General features: G+C 37.3%; 23 protein-coding genes. 9 read left to right on the top strand and 14 right to left on the bottom strand.

The features are described 5' to 3' along the window. The first annotated feature begins 49 nt into the window (after positions 1 to 49). Positions 50 to 787 carry a bis(5'-nucleosyl)-tetraphosphatase PrpE gene (gene prpE / locus RYX56_RS11925; RefSeq protein ID WP_317122271.1) on the top strand — a complete coding sequence of 246 codons (738 nt, stop codon included), beginning with the start codon at positions 50 to 52 and terminating at the stop codon, positions 785 to 787. Between the two features lie 48 nt (positions 788 to 835). Here the strand turns inward: prpE and RYX56_RS11920 are convergent, their stop codons facing one another. From RYX56_RS11920 to RYX56_RS11905, 4 genes are read right to left on the bottom strand one after another with little or no spacing between them, the layout of a single operon-like run. Then, entirely contained in the window at positions 836 to 1,690 is an 855-nt protein-coding gene (locus tag RYX56_RS11920) for an RluA family pseudouridine synthase (RefSeq protein WP_439108490.1), read from the bottom strand. Positions 1,691 to 1,736: 46 nt separating this feature from the next. Next, positions 1,737 to 2,531 (bottom strand): NAD kinase, encoded by a 795-nt coding sequence (locus RYX56_RS11915; protein ID WP_317122269.1) that lies wholly within the window; start codon positions 2,529 to 2,531, stop codon positions 1,737 to 1,739. A gap of 23 nt (positions 2,532 to 2,554) precedes the next feature. Further along, positions 2,555 to 3,187: a GTP diphosphokinase gene (gene yjbM / locus RYX56_RS11910; RefSeq protein WP_317122268.1), complete on the bottom strand. Its 633-nt coding sequence runs from the start codon at positions 3,185 to 3,187 to the stop codon at positions 2,555 to 2,557. An 18-nt stretch (positions 3,188 to 3,205) separates the two neighbouring features. Then, complete coding sequence (locus RYX56_RS11905) at positions 3,206 to 3,595, bottom strand: UPF0738 family protein (RefSeq protein WP_317122267.1); 390 nt, start codon at positions 3,593 to 3,595, stop codon at positions 3,206 to 3,208. A 170-nt stretch (positions 3,596 to 3,765) separates the two neighbouring features. On the opposite strand from RYX56_RS11905, the gene RYX56_RS11900 reads away from it, so the two are divergent. Beyond that, complete coding sequence (locus RYX56_RS11900; protein WP_317122266.1) at positions 3,766 to 4,350, top strand: CYTH domain-containing protein; 585 nt, start codon at positions 3,766 to 3,768, stop codon at positions 4,348 to 4,350. A 78-nt stretch (positions 4,351 to 4,428) separates the two neighbouring features. After that, positions 4,429 to 5,127, top strand: a complete 699-nt coding sequence (locus tag RYX56_RS11895) for a lytic transglycosylase domain-containing protein (RefSeq protein ID WP_317122389.1) — start codon at positions 4,429 to 4,431, stop codon at positions 5,125 to 5,127. Between the two features lie 33 nt (positions 5,128 to 5,160). Here RYX56_RS11895 and RYX56_RS11890 read toward each other — a convergent pair whose 3' ends face one another. After that, on the bottom strand, positions 5,161 to 7,185 hold the full coding sequence (locus RYX56_RS11890) for a molybdopterin-dependent oxidoreductase (protein ID WP_317122265.1): 2,025 nt from the start codon (positions 7,183 to 7,185) through the stop codon (positions 5,161 to 5,163). A gap of 191 nt (positions 7,186 to 7,376) precedes the next feature. On the opposite strand from RYX56_RS11890, the gene RYX56_RS11885 reads away from it, so the two are divergent. From RYX56_RS11885 to RYX56_RS26540, 3 genes are all read left to right on the top strand, one after another. Next, entirely contained in the window at positions 7,377 to 7,751 is a 375-nt protein-coding gene (locus tag RYX56_RS11885) for a globin domain-containing protein (protein WP_317122264.1), read from the top strand. A 39-nt stretch (positions 7,752 to 7,790) separates the two neighbouring features. Then, positions 7,791 to 8,708, top strand: coding sequence for a ClpXP adapter SpxH family protein (locus tag RYX56_RS11880; RefSeq protein WP_317122263.1), 918 nt, complete (start codon positions 7,791 to 7,793; stop codon positions 8,706 to 8,708). A 186-nt stretch (positions 8,709 to 8,894) separates the two neighbouring features. Next, on the top strand, positions 8,895 to 9,092 hold the full coding sequence (locus RYX56_RS26540) for a hypothetical protein (protein ID WP_498064347.1): 198 nt from the start codon (positions 8,895 to 8,897) through the stop codon (positions 9,090 to 9,092). 65 nt (positions 9,093 to 9,157) lie between these two features. On the opposite strand, the gene pepF is transcribed toward RYX56_RS26540, so the two are convergent. The 4 genes from pepF to mecA form a co-directional block, all read right to left on the bottom strand. Then, entirely contained in the window at positions 9,158 to 10,960 is a 1,803-nt protein-coding gene (gene pepF, locus RYX56_RS11875) for an oligoendopeptidase F (RefSeq protein WP_317122262.1), read from the bottom strand. A gap of 108 nt (positions 10,961 to 11,068) precedes the next feature. After that, positions 11,069 to 12,268 (bottom strand): competence protein CoiA, encoded by a 1,200-nt coding sequence (locus RYX56_RS11870; RefSeq protein WP_317122261.1) that lies wholly within the window; start codon positions 12,266 to 12,268, stop codon positions 11,069 to 11,071. A 105-nt stretch (positions 12,269 to 12,373) separates the two neighbouring features. Continuing rightward, positions 12,374 to 13,885, bottom strand: coding sequence for a cardiolipin synthase (gene cls / locus RYX56_RS11865; protein WP_317122260.1), 1,512 nt, complete (start codon positions 13,883 to 13,885; stop codon positions 12,374 to 12,376). 106 nt (positions 13,886 to 13,991) lie between these two features. Continuing rightward, a complete protein-coding gene (gene mecA, locus RYX56_RS11860; protein WP_317122259.1) occupies positions 13,992 to 14,642 on the bottom strand; it encodes an adaptor protein MecA in 651 nt (216 codons plus the stop codon). Between the two features lie 397 nt (positions 14,643 to 15,039). Between mecA and RYX56_RS11855 the strand changes: the two genes are divergently transcribed. Further along, positions 15,040 to 15,711 (top strand): TerC family protein, encoded by a 672-nt coding sequence (locus RYX56_RS11855; RefSeq protein ID WP_317122258.1) that lies wholly within the window; start codon positions 15,040 to 15,042, stop codon positions 15,709 to 15,711. 48 nt (positions 15,712 to 15,759) lie between these two features. Here the strand turns inward: RYX56_RS11855 and spxA are convergent, their stop codons facing one another. The 5 genes from spxA to trhA all read right to left on the bottom strand — a co-directional run bounded on the left by spxA (position 15,760) and on the right by trhA (position 19,717). Next, positions 15,760 to 16,155 (bottom strand): transcriptional regulator SpxA, encoded by a 396-nt coding sequence (spxA, locus tag RYX56_RS11850; RefSeq protein ID WP_317122257.1) that lies wholly within the window; start codon positions 16,153 to 16,155, stop codon positions 15,760 to 15,762. A 550-nt stretch (positions 16,156 to 16,705) separates the two neighbouring features. After that, positions 16,706 to 17,272: a GNAT family N-acetyltransferase gene (locus tag RYX56_RS11845; protein WP_317122256.1), complete on the bottom strand. Its 567-nt coding sequence runs from the start codon at positions 17,270 to 17,272 to the stop codon at positions 16,706 to 16,708. A 203-nt stretch (positions 17,273 to 17,475) separates the two neighbouring features. Beyond that, a complete protein-coding gene (locus RYX56_RS11840; RefSeq protein WP_317122255.1) occupies positions 17,476 to 18,681 on the bottom strand; it encodes a putative glycoside hydrolase in 1,206 nt (401 codons plus the stop codon). Positions 18,682 to 18,713: 32 nt separating this feature from the next. Further along, on the bottom strand, positions 18,714 to 18,944 hold the full coding sequence (locus RYX56_RS11835) for an excisionase family DNA-binding protein (protein WP_317122254.1): 231 nt from the start codon (positions 18,942 to 18,944) through the stop codon (positions 18,714 to 18,716). Positions 18,945 to 19,072: 128 nt separating this feature from the next. Then, positions 19,073 to 19,717 carry a PAQR family membrane homeostasis protein TrhA gene (gene trhA, locus RYX56_RS11830; protein WP_317122253.1) on the bottom strand — a complete coding sequence of 215 codons (645 nt, stop codon included), beginning with the start codon at positions 19,715 to 19,717 and terminating at the stop codon, positions 19,073 to 19,075. Between the two features lie 171 nt (positions 19,718 to 19,888). On the opposite strand from trhA, the gene RYX56_RS11825 reads away from it, so the two are divergent. Further along, complete coding sequence (locus RYX56_RS11825) at positions 19,889 to 20,410, top strand: HD domain-containing protein (protein ID WP_317122252.1); 522 nt, start codon at positions 19,889 to 19,891, stop codon at positions 20,408 to 20,410. 346 nt (positions 20,411 to 20,756) lie between these two features. Continuing rightward, positions 20,757 to 21,755, top strand: coding sequence for a sodium:calcium antiporter (locus RYX56_RS11820; RefSeq protein WP_317122251.1), 999 nt, complete (start codon positions 20,757 to 20,759; stop codon positions 21,753 to 21,755). Positions 21,756 to 21,790: the final 35 nt, after the last annotated feature.

Below are 21,790 nucleotides of genomic sequence, written 5' to 3'. Positions count from 1 at the left end.
AAAATACATTCATTGTCATAAAAATCGGCACTTAATTGGAGTGATAGTAATGAAAATTGATTGTATAGGTGATGTACACGGATGTTATGATGAGTTAATTTTGCTCCTTTCTCAATTAGGTTATATAAAAACAAGTACGAGTTATTCACACCCTGAAGGAAGAAAAATTGCTTTTGTTGGAGATTTAACGGATCGAGGGCCTCATTCTATAGATGTCATCAAACTTGTTTACAGCCTAGTACAGGATCAAAAAGCGTATTATGTACCAGGGAATCATTGTGATAAGTTATATCGTTATTTTCTTGGACGTAAAGTGCAGCAAAAGCATGGTTTAGAAACAACCGTTGCTGAACTAGAAGCTTTACCTAAAAACGAATTTAATAAGATTCGCACTCAATTTATATCATTAATAGAAGAATCTCCTCTTTATCACGTTTTGGACGGAGGAAAGCTTGTGATTGCCCATGCTGGTATTCAAGCAAAGGATATAGGAGATGTCAATAAACGTATTAAGACATTTGTTCTGTACGGTGATATTACAGGGGAACAAAACCCTGATGGTACACCGGTTAGAAGAGACTGGGCAAAGCATTACTACGGAGAAGCACTAGTTGTGTATGGGCATACCCCAGTTAAGGAACCTAGATTTATTCATCAGACGGTAAACATCGATACAGGTTGTGTATTCGGAGGGAAATTAACTAGTTTAAGATACCCTGAGCTTGAGACCTTTCACGTTTCTTCTTCCCTTCCCTATATACCAGAGAAATTTCGCTCTTTTGAGTAAGGTGTTTTGAATGTCCTGAACCAGCCTACAGTAAAGAAGCAGCCGCTATTATAAGCAGGCTGCTTCTTTTACCATCTTTATATCTTGTGGAAGAGGACAGACAAAAACGTGCTTATACCCAGTAAAAGGGTGAATTAATTCTAACCGTGCACAATGTAGTGCCTGTCTATTCAATAGAGCAGTTTCACCACCATAGAGCTCATCACCAACTAATGGGTGATGAAGATGAGCAAAATGGACACGAATCTGATGTGTTCTACCTGTTTGCAAATCGACCTCTACATCTGAGAAGTGTTCATTACTCGCTATCACTTTATAGTGGGTAATGGCCACTTGACCATTTGGAGTGACCATCCTCTCGATAATGCTTGTGGGCTTTCTTCCAATAGGTGCATGAATAGTACCAGTTGAAGGCTGTACACAACCTTCAACAATCGCTCTATAAAACCGTTTTAACTTCCCCGCTTTTTGCGCTTTTGCTAACTGATCATGAGCAAACCCATGCTTAGCGACAACGAGCAATCCTGAAGTATCACGATCTAATCGATTTACTGCATGAAATGTCGAAGAGATATTTCCCTTATGGTAATACCCCATTACTGCATTAGCTAATGTGCCTGATGGATGCTGCCGCGATGGGATCGTTGGCATGCCAGGAGGCTTATTAATTACTAACATATGGTCGTCTTCAAATAAAATTTCAAAAGGGATGACTTCTTCCTTAAGCGACTCACTTTTCTTTTCTTCTGGCAAATGAATCTCTACTTCATCATCTGTACACACAGTCGTTCTAACCGTTACTTCTTCTCCATTTAGAAAAATGAATCCACCTTTAAATTTAATGTCAGCTAACGTTTTTTTTGAAAGTCCTTTAACCTCTCTTAAAAAACAACGCAATAACATCCCATCCTCTTTTGGAGACACAGACCAGTTTATTTTGACTTGCTTGTTACTCACCGATAAAGGACTCCTTTACCCGTTTCCAAAAAGGAAATGGTCTAAATCTTGCAAAACGAATCTTTTCTTCAGCGACACGACATTGAATCGACTTTACTGTTTTATGATCAAGTGTATAGTGATCAATTGACACCTGAACATCAACATCATTAAGTGGTTTTAATAAACAGGTATGGTGCTGTGGTAAAACAAGAGGAGAGCCTACTGTACGATACACTCGGTTATTAATAGAAGCCATCTCTGCAATTTGGATCGATGCAAGCGAAGGGTGTAAAATAGCCCCTCCAAGAGCTTTGTTATATGCTGTACTTCCTGAAGGTGTAGAAATGCATAATCCGTCTCCTCTAAACACTTCAAAAGTATCGCCTTTTATTTCAACGTTACTTACAAGCGACCCCTCTAAACTCTTTACCGTACATTCATTCAAAGCCAAGTGACGCTCAGACTTGCTTTCTCCCTTATGCCTTATCACCACTTCGAGTAGAGGGTATTCAACTATTTGGTAAGGAGTTTTTGCAATATGAATAACTAATTTTTCGACTTCATCAGGAACCCAGTCTGCATAAAAACCTAGATGCCCTGTATGAATGCCGACAAATGCTGTATCTTCAAGACGCTCACTGTAATCATGAAAGGCTTGAAGTAATGTACCATCTCCACCCACCGTCACCACCATCTCGGGAGATTCTACATCGTACACTAACCCAAAGTCTAGCAAGTAACGTTTAATGCGCTGTTGCAAAGTATTTGATAGATCATCCCCGCGCGATGTGACAGTAAATTTCATTCATATTCATTCCTTCCCTCTCACTATAGCTTTCTTCCTTGTTCTTGCTTTTGAATAAAGATCTCTTGTGCGTCCCTTACTTCGTCTCGAATAATCGACATTTCTTCATCCAACTTAAAAGCAGCCTCGGCCGCTCTTTTTAAACGTATCTTTATATCTTCGGGTATTTCCCCGCTATATTTATAATTTAAGGAATGCTCAATTGTAGCCCAAAAGTTCATTGCGAGCGTCCTCACTTGAAGTTCAACAAGAATTTTCTTCTCTCCCTCAATCGTTTGCACCGGATAACGGAGTACCAAATGGTAAGAACGATAGCCACTTGGTTTTTTTTCAATAATATAATCACGTTCTTCAATGATTTCAAAGTCTCCACGAGTGCGAATCAACTTTACTACGGTCTCGATGTCCTCTACAAATTGAGTCACAATCCGTACGCCAGCTAAATCCTGCATATTATCTTCAAGTTCATTAAGTGGTATATTTTTGCGTTTTGCCTTGTCAAGAATACTTGATATTGGCTTGACCCTTCCCGTAACAAACTCTATTGGGGTGTGATGAGATGATCGTTGATATTGTTCGCGGATACCTTTTAACTTGATCTTCAATTCTTCCACTGCCTGTTTATAAGGCATTAAAAAAGTGCCCCAATCGCTCATTCAATCACCATCCGTTCTCTACTCAACAGTCTTTAAAAACACTTCCCGCACTGCAGTTTCAAGTTCTTCTCCGTAATTGCTATTGCCTTCAATATTTTCCAGTAAAAAGTCTAATTCAGCATGTAATTGGGACAATTCAATAAGGTTGTTATTTCCAAGTTCCACTACTAATAGCAGTTCTGTTTTATAAGCCTCATACAGTTCAGACCAAGAATTTTGTTCAAACGCAAGATAATAAAATTGTGACGCATCTTCTAGTATGTAAACAAATGCCAAACCATCAGAATCGACGAGCATCCTTTCCCCCGCTTTGATTCCTTGAATCTCTTCTTCACTCAATGTGTGTTTACACGCGACCACATACTTCTCATCAGTCTTATTAATTTCAGTAACATTTAATTTTTGCATGATAACCCTCCAACATTAATCACGTTCCTAAACTTTATTCAACCAATAGTTTATCATACTTTTAATGGTCATTCCCATAAGAAGCCTTTTTCATTTTATCGATGATTGAGCCTGTTTCCAAGCTATGAGATAATAGCATAATCTCATAAAAAAAGGGCGTGAAAATTCCCATGACACAGGAAATTGAAATAGAAGTAAAATCACTCGTTGATGAACCGGCATTTAGTCAGTTACTTCAATTTCTAAATAAGTCGATGAAACAAGCAGTCATGCAAAAAAATCATTATTTTGAAACAACTGATCAAGCATTAAAACAAGCCAAGTCAGCACTTAGAATTCGAGAAAAAAATAATACGTTTACTCTTACATTAAAAGAACCTTACCAAGATGGCTTACTGGAAACGCATCAAACCCTTTCCTCACTAGAAGTAGATAGAGCGATTAAGGAGGGTGATATTCCTAGGGGTGAAGTCATGCACCAATTAAAGGAACTTGACATTAACCCAGCAACATTAAGCTACCTTGGAACGTTAACAACAGAGAGACTAGAATGCGACTATAAAAATGGAGCATTATGCTTTGATAAAAGTACATATTTAGGACAAGTTGATTATGAAATCGAGTTTGAAGGCAATTCGCTTGAGCATGCTACACATTCGCTTGAGAGCTTATTTTCCGAGAATGGAATTAAACAAGTTCCTACACCTAATAAAGTCCAACGCTTTTTCGAACGAAAACAAGCCTTAAACGACTGAATCGTCGTGAAAAAAAGGTTTGTTACTACATGTTTTATTTGGTAAAGTTAGGATAGATTTTAATACGGAGGTCAAATGATGGACATATCTTTTTTAAGCTCTGTACATTCTTCCCCTTTTCAAACGAACATTTCAGGAGATCGTCAAAGTAGTTCTGCTTCTTTAAGAGCTCTTTTCTCGACCATACTTCAGCATGAAGTTTCTTCATCAACTAGTGATAATACTCAACGAACAAAAAATAGTCACTTATTTATAAATGATTCATTAAGAGAACGTTATTTAGCATTGCAAACATTTTCAACTGGTAGCTCACATAAAATAACAACAACTCAAAATCAAAGTAGTACAGCATCACCCTCAAGTGAATCGAATAAGCCTCTTCAACTTGCGGGTAAGGAAGCTCCGTTCGCTCACCTGATTGAAGCTGCGGCCAAAAAATACAATCTTGATCCAAAACTCATTTACTCGGTTATTAAGCATGAATCTAATTTCAATCCACAAGCAAAGAGTCATGTAGGGGCTACGGGATTGATGCAATTAATGCCTGCAACGGCTCGTATGTTAAAGGTTGATAATATGCTAGACCCAGCCCAAAACATTAACGGGGGAGCAAAATATTTACGTCAAATGCTTGATAAATATGACGGAGACATCAAGCTAGCTCTTGCCGCTTACAACGCAGGTCCAGGTAATGTCGATCGCTATAAAGGGATTCCGCCCTTTAAAGAAACTCAAGCGTACGTTCCAAAAGTATATAACACGTTTTTGAATGCCTAAAATAACTAATACCCCAACCAAATGGTTGGGGTATTAGTTATCCACTTTGCGGAGTTGGACAAATGTTGTAAAGAAAGTCGCTCCTCCTCCAAAATCAGATAATTGACTTGAGGTTAAACTATTCATATTTTTACCTTGAAATGCTTTAAAAGGCCATATTCCTCTTACAATAATAGCGGACGGAAAGACTTTTTGATCAATCTTCACTTTCACCTTAATTTCACCCTTATTATTGTACAAAACAATCCAATCACCTTCAGTTAATTGGTATCTTTTACTGATATCTGGATGAATGATAGCAAAAGGCTTTTCTTTTTCAGGATAGAATTGGTAAAGGAATTGACTATTCAACCCTCGCCGGTGTGGAGAAGTAATTAGCCATAAATGATCTTTTTTTGGCTTTACTGTAGCATAATGAGGAAGAGGATCTAAACCTACTTCCTTCATCTTGTCAGAATAGAATTCAATTTTTCCAGATGGAGTAGAATATGTCCCTTTCACCCAAGGCTCAACTTCTTCCCGTTCTCTATCTTCTGGATCCCACTTCATTACTCTTCCCGAAAACAAATCATTTTTCCATTCACTTGGCTTTGATGAAACGGCTTGCCTCATTAGTTCTTCATCAGTATCTTTAAAACATGTTTCCGTAAATCCACAAGCTCTAGCTAACCTTCTAAATAATTCCGTATTAGAAAGTGCTTCGCCAATAGGAGATATTACAGGCCTGCCTACTTGCCAATAACGATGCCAGTAAGACTTATATAGATCAGTATGTTCCATTGCTGTAGTTGCAGGTAAAACATAATCAGCATATTTAGCCGTCTCAGTCATTGTTTGCTCATGGACAATCGTAACTAAATCCTCTCTTCCTAACCCTTTTAAAATAGCTGTTTGATCTGGAGTAACGGATGCTGGGTTACTATTATAGACAAATAACAATCGAATAGGGTCTGCTTTTTCAAGTAGAGCTTCGCCTAGAAGATTCATATTTACGACCATTGCTTTTTCAGTTCTAAGATCTGGCTGCTCAAGTTCAGTTCTATCTACTTTCCCTTGTAATAAGTTAAAGTAAATCGCCCCTCCACCGGGATACTGCCATGCGCCTGTTAGTGCAGGTAAATATAAGATCGCTCTAGTACTCATCCCTCCACCTATATGATGCTGCTGACCGTTACCAATTCGGATAAAAGAAGCTTTGGATGAACCATACTCTCTAGCTAGCTTGCGAATATGCGCAGCAGGAATACCTGTAACCTGCTCCACATATTCAGGGGTATACTCCTTGGCACGATAGGTTAGTTCATCGATGCCGATTGTCTGTTCCTCTATAAATGCTTCATCGATTAATCCCTCATCCATAAGGACATGAATGAGGCCTAAAGCAAGTGCAGCATCGGTACCCGGAAGAAGTTGAATAAACCAATCAGCTTTTTGGGCTGTTTCTGTACGTTCAATATCAATAACGACTAGTTTTGCTCCTTTCTTTCTCGCCTCTTCTATATACATCCACTGGTGAATGTTTGTTAAGATCGTATTGGTCCCCCATATGATGATATAAGCTGAATCCTTAGTATCTTCTGGATCAAGACCAACCTGATCCCCCATTGTATAGGTAAATGCAGCATTACCTGCAGCTGAACAGATGGTCCGGTCAATAATCGAGGTGTTTAAGCGATTAAAAAAACGACGATCCATACTCGCATTTTGTATGACACCAATTGTCCCACTGTAACTATATGGTAAGATGCTTCTCCCCCCATAACGTTCATGAGTTTCCTTGAGCTTAGTTGAAATTTCATAGAGCGCTTCGTCCCAACTGATTTCTATAAACTCATTTTTGCCCTTGTCTCCAACACGTTTTAGAGGTTTTCTAATCCGTTCATATGAATGTACTTTCTCGGGGTAATGTCTTACCTTTTCACAAATAAAACCTTTTGTAACAGGGTGATCCTTTTGGCCAGTTACAGCCACGACCTTCCCTTTTGAAACATTCACTTGAAGACCGCAAGTATCGGGGCAATTATGAGGACACACTGTATATAACGTCCTACTCACCATTAAAACCTCCCATCCAATCCTTTATAGTTTATCAAACTTTTTCACTTTTTTGTTTTTATAAAATAGATGATCGTCAATCAGATTATTTGCCCATCTTCTCTAGGGTTGCTACAATATGTAACAGTAACGCAGAGAAAAGTCGCTATACCTTTTTAATATTAGAAATGCTGAACTTATAAGGAGCGAGAAATATGTCTACTCAAAAAAGCCCATACGAAGCCCTTGGTGGAGAAGCTGTTCTCTCGGAGTTAGTCGATACGTTTTATAGCTATGTAGCAAAGCACCCGGACCTAGCTCCGTTATTTCCTAATGACCTTACTGAAACGGCTCGTAAACAAAAACAATTTCTAACCCAATTTCTCGGAGGCCCAACTTATTATACTGAAGAACATGGTCACCCTATGTTAAGAGCTAGGCATATGCCCTTTACAATCACTAACACACAAGCAGATGCTTGGTTAGCATGTATGAATCAATCTATGGATGATCTAGAGATAACGGGGTTAATTCGAGAGTATATAATGGAACGTTTAACCATGACTGCTTACCACATGGTCAACCAATAAAATGAAGGAAAAACTGTAACAAAGAAAGGAGAATGACCATTGAAACCAAAAGAGCTTCAATCAACTTGTGATAACGAACAAGGCATTTGTGGTCTGGATCCTGAGCATCCTTTTCAAATTAATAGAAAACCCCTTGAAGTATATACATTTATTGATCCTCTGTGTGCAGAATGCTGGGCTTTCGAACCCATTTTCAAGAAATTGCAAGTGGAATATGGTGCCTATTTTAAAATTAGGTTTTTAGTCGCAGGTCGGCTCCAAGCTTGGAATTTCTGCCAAGAAACAAAAAAAGGACTAGCTAGAAAAAGTGAATTAGCTGCTATTTGGGAGAAAATTTCAAATGAAACAGGTATGTCTTGTGACGGAGATGTATGGTTAGAGCATGAATGGTCCTCACCTTATAAAGCATCTATAGCGATTAAAGCAGCCGAGCTTCAAGGTCCTCGTGCTGGAGCTCGTTTTTTAAGAAAACTTCGTGAATACTTGTTTCTTGAAAAGCAAAACATCACCGAAGATGAAATCATTATGAAGTGTGCCAAGTCTGCTAAACTTGACCTAGAGGAATTTAAAAAGGATCTCGATTCACCACTGGCGAAAAAAGCTCTGCAATGTGATATTAAAACAACAAATGAAATGAGTGTTGAAGTCGTACCCACATTTGTATTTTTTAACAATAATGCCGATGAAGAAGGGATTAGTGTTACAGGCTTATATCCTTATCACGTTTATGTACAAATGATCGAGGAATTACTAGGGCATCCACCTAAAAAAGCAGCGCCAATTTCAATAGAAGAGTTTTTAGAACGCTACAACTTCGTAGCCACGATTGAAGTAGCTATGGTGTTTGATTTAACAGAAGAAGAAGCAGAAAAACAACTCAAACTTTTAAAGCTCCAGCAAAAAGTTGAAGCAGTTCCTGTTAAGTATGGAACGTTTTGGAGATATATGAGTGTGTAATGAAAGAGCGTCTTAAGCAGACGCTCTTTTTCATCCTCTATGGGGGGAGAGAATGTGATTTGTTTCACATGTCTAGAATACCAAACTCTAATTCCTCTGACAATGATTATCATTGATCGTTCATCAGATCGTCATATGTGTAAAAACTTGTCTTAAACCTTACGAAAGTACATATGAATAAAATAAATGCAGAAAGGAAGGATTGACTTGAATAAGGTAAAACGATTAATAGGTATTGTTTTTATTGTAATAACTTTTTACTTGTACGTATTAGCTTTATTAAATATGTTCCCTCTATTACTTGCTGCACCTCTTCTTTTCATATCTATTCTTTTTACGCTGAGTCCTTCCCTTAAACAAAATCGCTTTAAAGGCTTCCGTTGAACAATTTTATAGTTGATAAAAAGCCTGAAGCTCTCTTTTTTTACAGAGCTTCAGGCTTTTCAACTTTATTCTTCTAACAGACGTTCCATTTCATCCAGCGTGTCTTCAAATAAACTCAACGCTTGTTCAATCGGCTTAGCAGATGTCATATCGACTCCCGCTTCTTTTAGTACATCAATCGGATAATTTGAGCTACCTGCTTTTAAGAAGTTTAAATAACGCTCAACAGCAGGTTCACCCTCATCTAGGATTTGTTTAGATAGAGCAGCAGCTGCACTATAACCTGTAGCATATTGATAAACATAGAAATTGTAATAGAAGTGAGGTATACGTGCCCATTCTAGGCCAATCTCTTCATCCACTATCATATCCTCTCCAAAATATTTCTTATTTAATTCATAATACGTATTTGTTAATAACTCAGGTGTAAGTGCTTCACCTTTTGCTGAGAGTTCATGAATTTGCTGCTCAAATTCAGCAAACATCGTTTGACGGAAGACCGTTCCTCTAAACCCTTCTAGGAAATGATTGAGTAAATATAGTTTTTGTTTCTTTTCGGTCGTTGTTTTAACTAGATAATCATTTAATAAAGATTCATTTAACGTCGAGGCAACCTCTGCTACAAAAATCGTATAATCCCCATAGACAAATGGTTGATGCTTACGAGTATAATAACTGTGTAAACTATGCCCAAATTCATGAGCTAAAGTAAATAAATTATCAACATTATCTTGCCAATTCATCAAAATATAAGGCATTGTACCATATGCTCCAGAAGAATAGGCTCCACTACGCTTACCAATTGTTTCTTCTACATCCACCCAGCGTTTACTAAAACCTTCAGTAAGGATATTGACATAGTCTTCTCCTAGAGGAGCAACCCCATTAATGACAAGGTCTTTAGCCTCCTCATATGTCACCTTCATCTTACTATCTGCTACTAACGGTGTATATAGATCATACATATGCAACTCTTCTACACCGAGTACTTTTTTACGTAGTTTGACATAGCGATGAAGGAGATGTAAGTGTTTATTAACTGTATCAACTAATTGATCATAGACTACTTCAGGAATATGGTTTTGACTAAGAGCTGCCTCTCGTGACGAACGGTATTTACGAACATTTGCATAGAACAAATCACGTTTTACTTGACCACTCAATGTTTGTGCAAATGTATTTTTATACTGACCATACGTTCTATATACAGCTTTAAACGCATTTTCTCGAACTGAGCGATCACTACTCTCTAACAATGAGATAAAACGTCCGTGAGTGATCTCAACATCCTCACCATCTTCATCTTTAATTGTCGGAAATGTTAGATCTGCATTATTGAGCATCCCAAACGTTTGACTTGAGCTTTGCAATGCCTCACTTGCTTGAGCTAATATCGCTTCTTCTGCTTCAGTTAAGACGTGAGGCCTTTCCTTACTCAATTCCTCTAACAGCTGTTCATACTTTTTAAGTCCTTCATGTTCATCAACAAATCGCATAATGAGCTTCTCGTCTAAACTTAATAACTCTGGAGTCATATACGACACTGCCTGAGAAACCTGTGCAGCCAGCCCCATCGCTCGATCATGTAGCCCTTGATAGAAAGAAGTGGCTGTATCTTCATCATTGCGCATATGAGCATACGTATACAACTTATTGAGTCTCTCATTTAATTCATCTTGTTTTTGAAGTGCTTTAAATAAAGACTCTGCAGACTCACCAAGTTTTCCTTTATATGAAGTTATCTCGGGATATAGTGCCTTTACAGCTTGAAATTCACTTTCCCATTCATCATCTGTATTAAAAATTGCTTCAAGATTCCACTTTGCTTGTTCAGGTACTTCTTCTCGTTTTAAACGCTGCTTTGCCAAGTTCTATCCCTCCAAATATGGTCCAATCGATAGTAAGGGCTTTTCCCTTACCCTACCATATAAACTATTCGCCATATTAAAAGGTTTTCCTCTCTTTTTCTGCAATTACTATTTGGCAAAGATCTGCTCTGAACAGAGATTGGCTAATTGACGGTCGAGCTTTATGGCTTCTTCTGTTGACTTTGGCACCTCTAGATCTCTTTGTCTGACATATGTCTTAGGCTTATTTGAAATTTCTTTGAGAAATCCTATTTCTGTTAAAAAAGTAACATACCCTAAAATGGCATCTTCAATGAGTGAGGGATGATAGGAAGGTCTTAGTTTTAACCATCTATACAATTCTTTCCTCAGAAAACAAGCTTGAATTGAGGTAAGGGTGATTGGTTGATGAAGGGGCTTTTGAAGAAGACAAGCAAAGAGAAGATAACTTTGCCAAATATGTGGAGAAGTTTCGATGAGGCAATGGGAAGAGCTCGGCCATCCAGCTTCAATTGGAAATTGAGAAGGTGACAAGTGATGATAATACAATAATTGTTGAAAGAACCGTTGTGTTTTGGAAGGGTAGGGTGTGGGTTGAACGTAACGCCAATTCTTTTTAACAAATAGCCAATGCTCGTAAGAAGGAAGAGAATAAGTTGGTTGCCTGAGGAGATTGGATAGTGGAAATAAAGATGAGGAGGTTTCAATTAAACTAGCTAAATATTTTGTCGAGGAGTACGGAGTTGTGTGATAGAGACTCATCCATTTACTCTGTTCTGAACAATAGTAATGGATTGTCGGTGAAGATGATTTTTGGATTGTATTTGCATACCACTCAAACGATTTAATTGAAAAAACATTGGCCCCCAACCGCTTTAAGCGATTACCACCAAATATCCAGATAGGTATAATTCCAAGCTGTTCATACCCTCGCGTTCTTTTTTCGAGTTGAGAGTGATCGATCGGAGAACATTGATATTCTAATGCATACAGTTGACTTCCTACCTTAAATAATATGTCTGGTCTTTGTCTAATCAGCGGTAAATAGACTTCAAGTGCAACCTTAACCCCTTGATTCTTTAACCATTCATACAACTGCTTCTTGCCTTTAAGGTGGTATAGCGATTCTGGTTCGCCTTGGATTGTACATAGAGCATTCTTTTTATGAGCAAAATGCCATTGTTTTTTTAAACCTATTTTTAATTGAAGTTCTGACGTACAACATGGACAATAAAACAATACATCCTTTCTCATTTCAATTAACTGTTCAAAGCTCCAACTATCTGCCATTGAAATTAAAGAACCATCTTTTAATTTTGCAGTGAGCAAGTGGTTACACCTCCTAATATAGATAAGTTTCGACACTTTACACTGCTTTCCCTTTAAAACCATCAAAAAAATCTCCCTTATTTTAAAGAGAGATTTTTGATTTGATTATAATAAAGGTGACAATAATCGCGAGGTAGACTCAATAAGGCGATGAAAGAACGGTCTATTTTCAAACAACGAGTGATTAATTTGATTAGAATGTTCTAGGTCATAGACATAATCACTAACGAGCGTTGTGACACTACTTGTGCGATATAAGTATGCATTCACTTCGAAGTTCAAATGAAAACTCCTCATATCCATATTTGATGTGCCGATTGAAGCTATTTCATGATCAACGATAATGATTTTACTATGCATAAATCCACGGTTGTATTCATATACCTTCACTCCAGCTTCAAGTAATTCAGGGAAATAGGATCTAGAAGCATGAAAGACAATGCGCTTATCAGGACGATTAGGTACGAGGATCCTCACATCAATTCCACTTAACGCTGCAATTTTTAAAGCACTGAGTATATCATCATCAGGGATAAAATAAGGACTTGCAATCCAAATCGATTTCTTCGCCGATGTAATCATGGAAAAGAATAATTTTTTATTTACTTCCCACCTTGTATCTGGTCCACTTGCAATCATCTGTACACCACCATCCCCTTTTGTCATAGAAAGAGATGGAGAAAGATACGTTTGATTTAATATCGTCTCCCCCGTTTGATAATGCCAGTCTTGTAAAAAGATTAATTGAAGCGTTCGAACTGCCTCACCCCTCACATAGAGGTGCGTGTCTCTCCAGTACCCAAAATAAGAGTCCTTTCCAAGGTATTCATCTCCAATGTTCAATCCACCAACAAAGCCAATAACGCCATCAATCACTATAATTTTACGGTGATTTCGATAGTTAATAGCATGGGTTAAGAAAGGTAATTTCACTGGCGAAAAGGAAACCATTTCGACTCCTGCCTCTGTTAGCTCTTGAACATATGCTTTTGAAAGTTTCCAGCTCCCAACGCCATCATACAAGAAACGGACTTTAACCCCTTCCTCCGCCTTTGCAATCAAAATGTCTTTAATTTGATTCCCTAACTCATCGTGACGCACAATATAGTATTCAAGATGGATATGATGTTCCGCCATTTTCAAGGCTTGTAAAATATGAGCATACGTTTCCTTACCGTCTGTTAATACTTTGGTTTCACTTGAAAAAGAGATAGGATTTTTACCGAGTCGATGAGCAAGTCTAAATAATAACTGTTGATGGCCAGCCATTTTTTTCAATTGTTCTTCATTTAATTGTCTTTGGCCTTCAATTTTTTGAAATGCTCGTTCATCCTCAATTGCCTTTTTTGAAAAGCGCTTACTCTTCCTGTGATTTTGACCAAACATTAAATAAAAGAAAAAACCAATAACTGGAAAAGCGGCTAATACGAGTAACCAAGTTAAGGTTTTAGTAGGGTGACGATTTTCAAAAAAGATAATAATTCCAATAAAGATTACTGATAACGTGAATACAACACTAAGAGTTCCTACCATCCAATTTTGCAAAAGTCCTCTTGATATGTATAGAATGACCAAAATTACGGCAAAAAAAGCTAGAACATTTAAACGGTTTTTCATTTTAATCTCCCATGACATTAAAATAGCTTTCTCATTAAAGATAACCTAATTTTAACATTTTCAACTATTAAAGAAAGCCGACTTCCTATGAAATCGGCTTAATTGATTACTTTTTTGGAAAGTGTTTTCTTAAATTTTTAAGCGCAAATTCAGGCATAATCTCTTTCCCATATTCTTGCATACGATAAATTGAAAGGTCGGATTCATATCCATATTCAAGCATTTGACTTAGCATGTCATCTTGTTCATCTTCGTTATATTGTTCGTCATTAAATAGCACATGTAAATAATAACGTCCTTCGAAATGATATAGTTCATTCTCTAGATCATCGATAAAGAAATTGTGACTTAAAGAAATCATATCTTCAAAATCTGCAAAGCCAATGACTAGCTCAAGCTGATCAGTTATATCAAGGTCTTCTTCACTTGAATGACCGGTCATCAAGTCGACCATATTCTCATCACGAGTTTCTTTATCCTGGCTCACAGGAATTTCAAGCTTTACATTTCCGTCAGTAACTTGCCCTCTGGTTACAACGATTTCTAATCCTTTATCCAATGCATGAACTTGAATCCATAATGGTCCATCTAATTCAAATTCGTCACGGTCACTTGCTTCATTCATCATTTCGAAGAAGAGCTCTTCCCCACGTTCACGATTATACCAAATCTCGTCTCGGTCAAATCCCCGGTCCTCAATATCTTTATACGTTATAAAGAATTTAATTGTTGTATCATTCACGCGTTCAATGTCCATGTTCGCTCTCCCTCCTATCAAACTTCACTTAAACAGATTAATTGAGCCTGCCTTCATCATTTTTTTATCGACTCAGCTTGCCCCACTTAACAATAGAATAACCAAATATGTTGTTATACATTAAGAGCTTATTATCTGTTTCTCTTATTTTATGACATATCAGCTCAAAATGGAAATCTAAAAACCTATTTTTCTAAGATTTTTCAGAAAAAAGCATCGTTGTTCATACTGCTAGGTAAATTTCCATTCATATATTTTGCTTTTCTTAAATATACGTTTTCTATAGGGATTTTAGACAAGCTTTAATTCTAGTATGACTTTTCATTGTTACAGATCAACTTATGAGTTGTCAAGGTAAATTATGAATTGTTTAACGGTGTAGGGGCTGATATAAAAAATGGAATTAGATTGGTTCATTTCGTTAGGGACAATTATTGGTGTCGATATTATATTGGGAGGAGATAACGCAATCGTTGTTGCACTTGCTTGTAGGTATCTTAATCCTTCTATTCGAAACAAAGCGATTATCTTAGGAATTACCTTAGCATTGGTAATCAGAATGTTCCTCACAGTAGTAGCAGTGGAGTTATTAGAAATTCCATTCTTATTGGCTATAGGCGGTGCGCTTTTAATTTATATTGCCTATTCTCTTTTAGCATCTCATCAAGAAGAGACTGCTATCGATGGAGGAACGAATGTATGGACTGCGATTAAAGCAATTGTCATAGCTGACTTTGTCATGGGGTTTGATAATGTCATTGCTGTGGCCGGAGCGGCACACGGGGATACTACTCTTGTGATGATTGGATTAATCTTTTCTGTACCCATTATCATTTGGGGTAGTAAAATTATCTTAAAAGCCTTCGATCGATTTCCCATTATCATCTACGTCGGTGCAGGTATTTTAGCCTTTACAGCAACACGTATGATTAAACATGAACAAATGCTCTCTCCTTTGTTTATTCACCATCCATCATTTTCAATCGCCTTCCAATTAATCGTTATTATTGGTGTTCTATTAGTAGGATGGTTATCAAATCAGCGCCTTCAAAGAGCAAATTTACATTAAAACAAAGAAAACCTTCTAGTTATCAAAAGTGAACTAGAAGGTTTTTTATTAATTAACAAGTCGTTTTGCTTCTTCCAAGTGAAAAGAACGAACTTTACGCGGTAAGAAACGACGAATTTCCGCTTCGTTGTAACCAACCTGTAGACGCTTTTCATCAAAAATAATCGGACGACGAAGTAAGCCGGGGTGATCACTAATAATTTTAAATAAAGTTTGAAGTGGTAGTGTTTCAAGCTCAACATTTAACTCTTGAAATACTTTAGATCTTGTAGAGATAATCTCATCTGTCCCGTCTTCAGTCATACGTACTACTTCTTTCACTTCTTCTACTGTAAGAGGAGATGAAAAAATATTACGCTCTTCAAAAGGAATGTCATTTTCCTCTAACCATGCTTTTGCTTTACGACAAGATGTGCAACTAGGTGAAGTTAATAAAGTAACCATCGTGTGGACCTCTCCTTCCAGAATTGAGATCTATTGATGAAGATTGTTGATATTTGTCTTATAGATCCATTATAATACAATATTTCTTTCTTGTATAGGTAAAGTTTAATCTTTTTTGTACATTTGTTAAACATTGATGAAAGCTACTTATACACAGTGTTTCTTTACCCCTACTATTTAGAAGCTAAACCTAAAGTTTTTAAACATTTAGGTTTACTTAGTCTATTATACGATGAACTTTGTCTCCATGCTTTAGTTGTCACAAGATTGACACATTATAAGTAGACATTTTAATTTCAAGAGATTTCTTCGGTCTTTTCATATAAAAATAAGCTATGCACATTTTGTACATAGCTTCATAACTTATTACTACTAAGAGGCAGGTGTACGTTTAGAATGAGTCATTGGTTTTCTGCTTGGTCGACCCTTCCAATTTTTAAGATTTTTTTTCAAGAAATCCTTCACCATGTCCCTTTTTCTTCTCTTTAATTTGTTCTTTTGTGAACCTTTCATCTAAAACACCATCCTTCACTTGGCGTCTTGAGTTCACTCACACAGTCGGTTGATCATCATCCTCTTGCTTGTAAGTAAGCACTTGGTCAACGTCTTCATATGAAGATCCATAAAGTTCTTTATCTTTGTAAGTGTGAATATTTTCATACGTATGCTTCATTTTTTCATAAATACTGTGCTCAGATTCATCTGTAGGTGACCAATAGAGGATTTCTAGTTCATTCACTTCATTCGTTGCAAGTGAACGACGACGATAGCCGATCGACTCTGCGTGTTTAAACCCTTCACGATTATAAAAGCGTTGACGTTTCTCTGTGTCTGTTTCTTCGTAATCAATTGGCTCTACTTCTAAAATAATCGGCTTGTTTTTTGCTTTAAGTTGATTGAGAAGCTTCTTTCCCAAGCCTTGGCCTCTGGCATCTTTTGAAACGAATAAATAATCGACAAAAGAGAAGTCATCCGTTTCTACATACATCATAACATGATTAGGGCCTTCATCTTTATGGTAAATATCTGCTTTTTCTTTTAATAATAATTCCATATGCTCTCTTGACTTCATTTCTTCTACAGGAAAATATTTATTAAGCTTTTCATACCAGTTCAATGTTATGACCTCCGTAAATTGTTCTTCTTATAGTATATTCCTCTTTTAACAAAGCTTAAACTCGCACATTATAGCTTCTTTTGTAAAATAACCTGACATGGTAAAGAAATCCGCTGTTAAACCCTTTTCCCATAGAATACATCTAAGTTCCTAGTCTATACTCTCTATTACAAAAAAGAGCACCGTTATGGGTGCTCGATTCATTAAGGCTTGTAGTTAACTCCTTCAGTATAGCGATTGGATGCATTCCATAATAAAAATTCATTAATGCCTTCTTCGTTCAATGCTCTAATCTGCGCCTCTACCTCATCCTTCCCATATTCCAAATAATTCCCTGCACCTAAGTAACGAGCAGTGAAATCTTGAATCCATGGACGAGATACAGGAGGTTCTTCTAGAGCGCCCAACACTTGATTTTCTACTTTAGCATATTCTTTCGTTAGTTCATATGGATAAAGATCTGGTTTGTCAATCCCAAAATATGGTGTCCAGTGACTTGGGTAGATCATCGATGAAATAACATCTACATTTTCAGAGATCTTCGAAAAATTTTGACCAATTCCCGGAGCTTCAGAGATTGTAGCTGCGTATCCAAAAATATCTACAGAGACATCAACATCATAAGGGGCCAATCTCTCTCTTGCATAAGCTACAAAGTCAGTAACGGCAGATACTCGCTTTTGAATATTATCTCCATCCCCACCTTCATACTCTCCTACAGAATAACCCAACGATTCATCTCGATGCTCAAACCCTTCAGGGAAGCGTACATAGTCAAATTGTATTTCTTCAAAACCCATTTTTGCTGCTTCTTCAGCAATGTCGATATTGTAATCCCATACTTCTTTTAAAAATGGATTAACAAAAGCTTCTCCACGACCATTTTTCCAAACTTGTCCATTATCAGTGAAAGATAAATCTGGTCTTTCCTCAGCTAAAACGGAATCTTTGAATACAACAATTCTTGCAATCGGATAAATTTCGTTTTCTTCAAGCGTTTCCATCATTTGGTCAGGATTAGAGATAAAGTTTTGAGAGATCCCATAGAAAGGAGAATCTTCTTCAGGTCGATATGTAAGATAACCATGATCTTCCTTAATATCAATAACCATTGAATTCAAATCCGTTGTATTTAACAACTCAAGTAAAGATTCAAATCGTTCTCCACCAGCTGAATTTCCAGTCACATATATTCCTCTTACTCCATCTTCAGGATAATCAAAATGATACCCAGAATCATAAACAAAACGAGTAAGGCGCTCAGGAAGCTCTAGAGTGGTGCGTTCCACTACTTTTTCTTGATGATCACGCGCAGGACTCTTCTCTGAATCCTCAGCGATTACTGGTGATAATACAAATAAAAACGAACCTATTAGCAATACGAAAAGTAAAAGTGTTCTTTTCTTCACAATCCCACAGCCTTTCTCTTCTCTCTTATGTATTAGTCTTCATCTTTGGCATCCCAATCATCAGGCAAAGGCTCAGAAAGCTCGTGTGCGATTTGCTTTCTCTTTAAATCAAGTTGCTCCTTATACCAAGTAAACTGTTCTTTATTGAACAAATACTCTTCCCCATCATGCACCGGCTTAATATTACCTTTTCCAACCTGTTCTAGGACATATTGCAAAGTGACACCTAAATAATCTGCTAATTCCTTACTATTTACATACATGTCTAGTCCTCCCAACTAGAAGTATAACGTCTCCCTTTCACTCATGTCACCCTTGAGCCTAAAAATCATCTTATCTTTTTTATTTGTACAAAAAAAGTCGAATGACTGTACGTCAAACGACCTTAAAATTAAAGTGGCAGAATAAATAACAACACGAGGAAAAAGTGCAAGACACTCCCTGCTAGCACAAACAAGTGCCACACTGCATGATGATATCTAAACCCTCTCCACACATAGAATATGGTTCCTATAGTATAGCAAAGGCCTCCTCCGATCAGAAAGATAAGCCCAGTATATCCTAAATTTTCAATGATTGGTTTGATCGCAAACAAAGCAAGCCATCCCATTAAAATATAAAACAATGTTGAGAGAAACAAAAAACGTTTTACAAAATAAGCTTTAAAGACGATTCCAAACGTTGCAAGTCCCCATACTATTCCAAATAGCGTCCAACCAAGCGCTCCTTGAACGACAATAAATAATATAGGAGTATAGGTCCCTGCTATAAATAAATAGATCGATGCATGGTCCATTATTTCAAATACATTTTTTGCTTTTCCAGGTGGCAGTGCATGAAGCATTGTAGACGAAAGATATAGGAGAAGCATCGTTACACCATAAATTGTGAAACTAACTACATGCAAGACTGTACCATGCAGACTAGAAAATACGATTAATAAAACAAGGGCTGCAATACTTAATAATACACCGATTCCGTGAGTAACCGCATTTGCAATTTCTTCGCTTTTTGAAAATGTATGTGTTGTGCCCATAATTCACTCCCTTAATTTCTAATAATTGCTTTATTATAACAGAGAAAAGGGTAAAAGAATAATGAACAATCTGTATCATTATCGTTGCAACCTTACTAGGAGCTCTATATAATAGAAAAAATACTTTTTTCACTTGTAAGATTATATTCCATCTCGAAAGGAGCTCGTTCTATGAGACATGTCAAATTAATTCAACTTTTTGATCATCCCATCACGCAAAAATTTGTTAAACGTTCTGGTATGGCCCATGCAATTGCTTGTGCCTTCCATGCCTATAAATTAGCTGAAACCTACAATGTGAACCCTGACCTCGCAACAAAAGCTGCCTTTCTTCATGATATAGGTCACTACACTTGGTATCGTAATGGCAAATGGGATTATAATTTGTATAAACAAAATGATATACATGCAATCAAGGGGGCTGAGAGAGCACATAAATTACTTATACGCTTAGGTGAACACCCTCAATCAGCGAAAGAAATTGCCTTAGCTATCCTCCTTCATACCGATTCCTATTTGCCACAAGGAGAACTCCATCTAAATCCTCTACAACAGGTTGTGGCTCTTGCAGATGAAGCGGATGAGGAACCTAGCGGCGAACACCATTACAGAACCATTTCAGACCAACGGGCAAGAAAGATGTTATCAGAACTAGACGAAAAAGTGGAGCGAGCTCTATCTCAAACCACTTAAGTCTTGAGGAGGAAAGGTTAACTCCTACGTTTACCTTTCCTCATTTCTTTTTAAAATAAAATAATTGACGGCATTCCCTCCTCATGCTACATTTAAATGGAATTAAATATGTAACATCCCTAAAAAGGGGAGTAGCGACCACTATGGTCAATGAGTCGTCATGACAGTGGATATTCCACTCGGTTCATTGAGCTTTGTATATACAAAGTACGCAAGACCTTTTTATGAGAGTTCGTTTTATTGGGCAAACTCTCATAAAAAGGTCTTTTTTTGTGCTTTTAGCAATCGATTATGGTTTTAATCATCCCGTTTTACTTGCGGTATGACTATTAGGGAGGTATGAGGTATGGTTTTTGTTTGGTTTTTACTTGCTGCAATCGTCACTGTTATTTCAGCAATCAAGCTCTCCACATATGCTGATACAATCGGTGAAAAATCATCGCTTGGCGGTATGGTGGTTGGTACAATCTTTCTTGCAGGTGCAACGTCGTTACCGGAGGTCACAACAAGTGTTTCAGCTATTGTCCTAGATAACCCTGATATTGCAGTAGGAAATGTATTTGGTAGTAATATGTTTAACCTGTTAATTATTGCATGCTTTGATTTGTACTTTAGAAAAGAGCAGATATTTAGACATGCTCACCATTCCCACTTTTATACAGCGAGCCTTGGACTTTTACTAGCAATCGTTGCGCTGCTGGCACTTACGATTCGAATCGATATCACCTTCCTTGGTATAGGTGTTGATATGTGGATTTTACTAGCTATTTATGGGGCTGGTGTGTGGTATATCTCCATCCTTTCTAAAAAACAATCGAGTAAGCCTAGTGAACCTGTCGAAGAGGTGGAAGAATCAAAACATGATTTTTCTGCCATCTCACTAAAAAAAGCGATTATCGGGTTCATTATTGCTGCCTTCGTCATTATGGGGGCTGGCACACTCCTAACAGTTTCAGGGGATAAGATTGCTGTTGTTACTGGTCTCGGATCAAGTTTTGTTGGTAGCTTTCTCATTGCTGCTACAACCTCTTTACCTGAAGCCGTTTCAGTGTTAGTGGCTTTGCAGTTAAGAAACTATAATTTAGCTATTGGTTCTATTCTTGGTAGTAATCTATTCAACATTTTAATATTAGGTGCATCAGATATCTTTTATCAAAAAGGTTCCATCATTGCATCGATATCAAGTGTGCACCAAATAACCGCGGCCGGTGTTGGGATCTTATGTGTGGTTGTCCTATATTCTTTAGTTAGAAAGCCAATTGAATCAACGTTTCGTTATGCGCTACCATCAATTGTGTTAATTGCTCTCTATTTTGTTTCCTCCTATTTAATCTTTGTCCAATAATGAAGAAGAGGCCCTCCTACAAGGGCCCCTTCTCT

This window comes from Alkalihalophilus lindianensis, from assembly GCF_032843265.1.
Taxonomy (GTDB): Bacteria; Bacillota; Bacilli; order Bacillales; family Bacillaceae_D; genus Alkalihalophilus; species Alkalihalophilus lindianensis.
The sequence above is the reverse complement of the archived record's forward strand: the minus strand, read 5'-3'. Positions and strand labels throughout refer to the sequence as shown.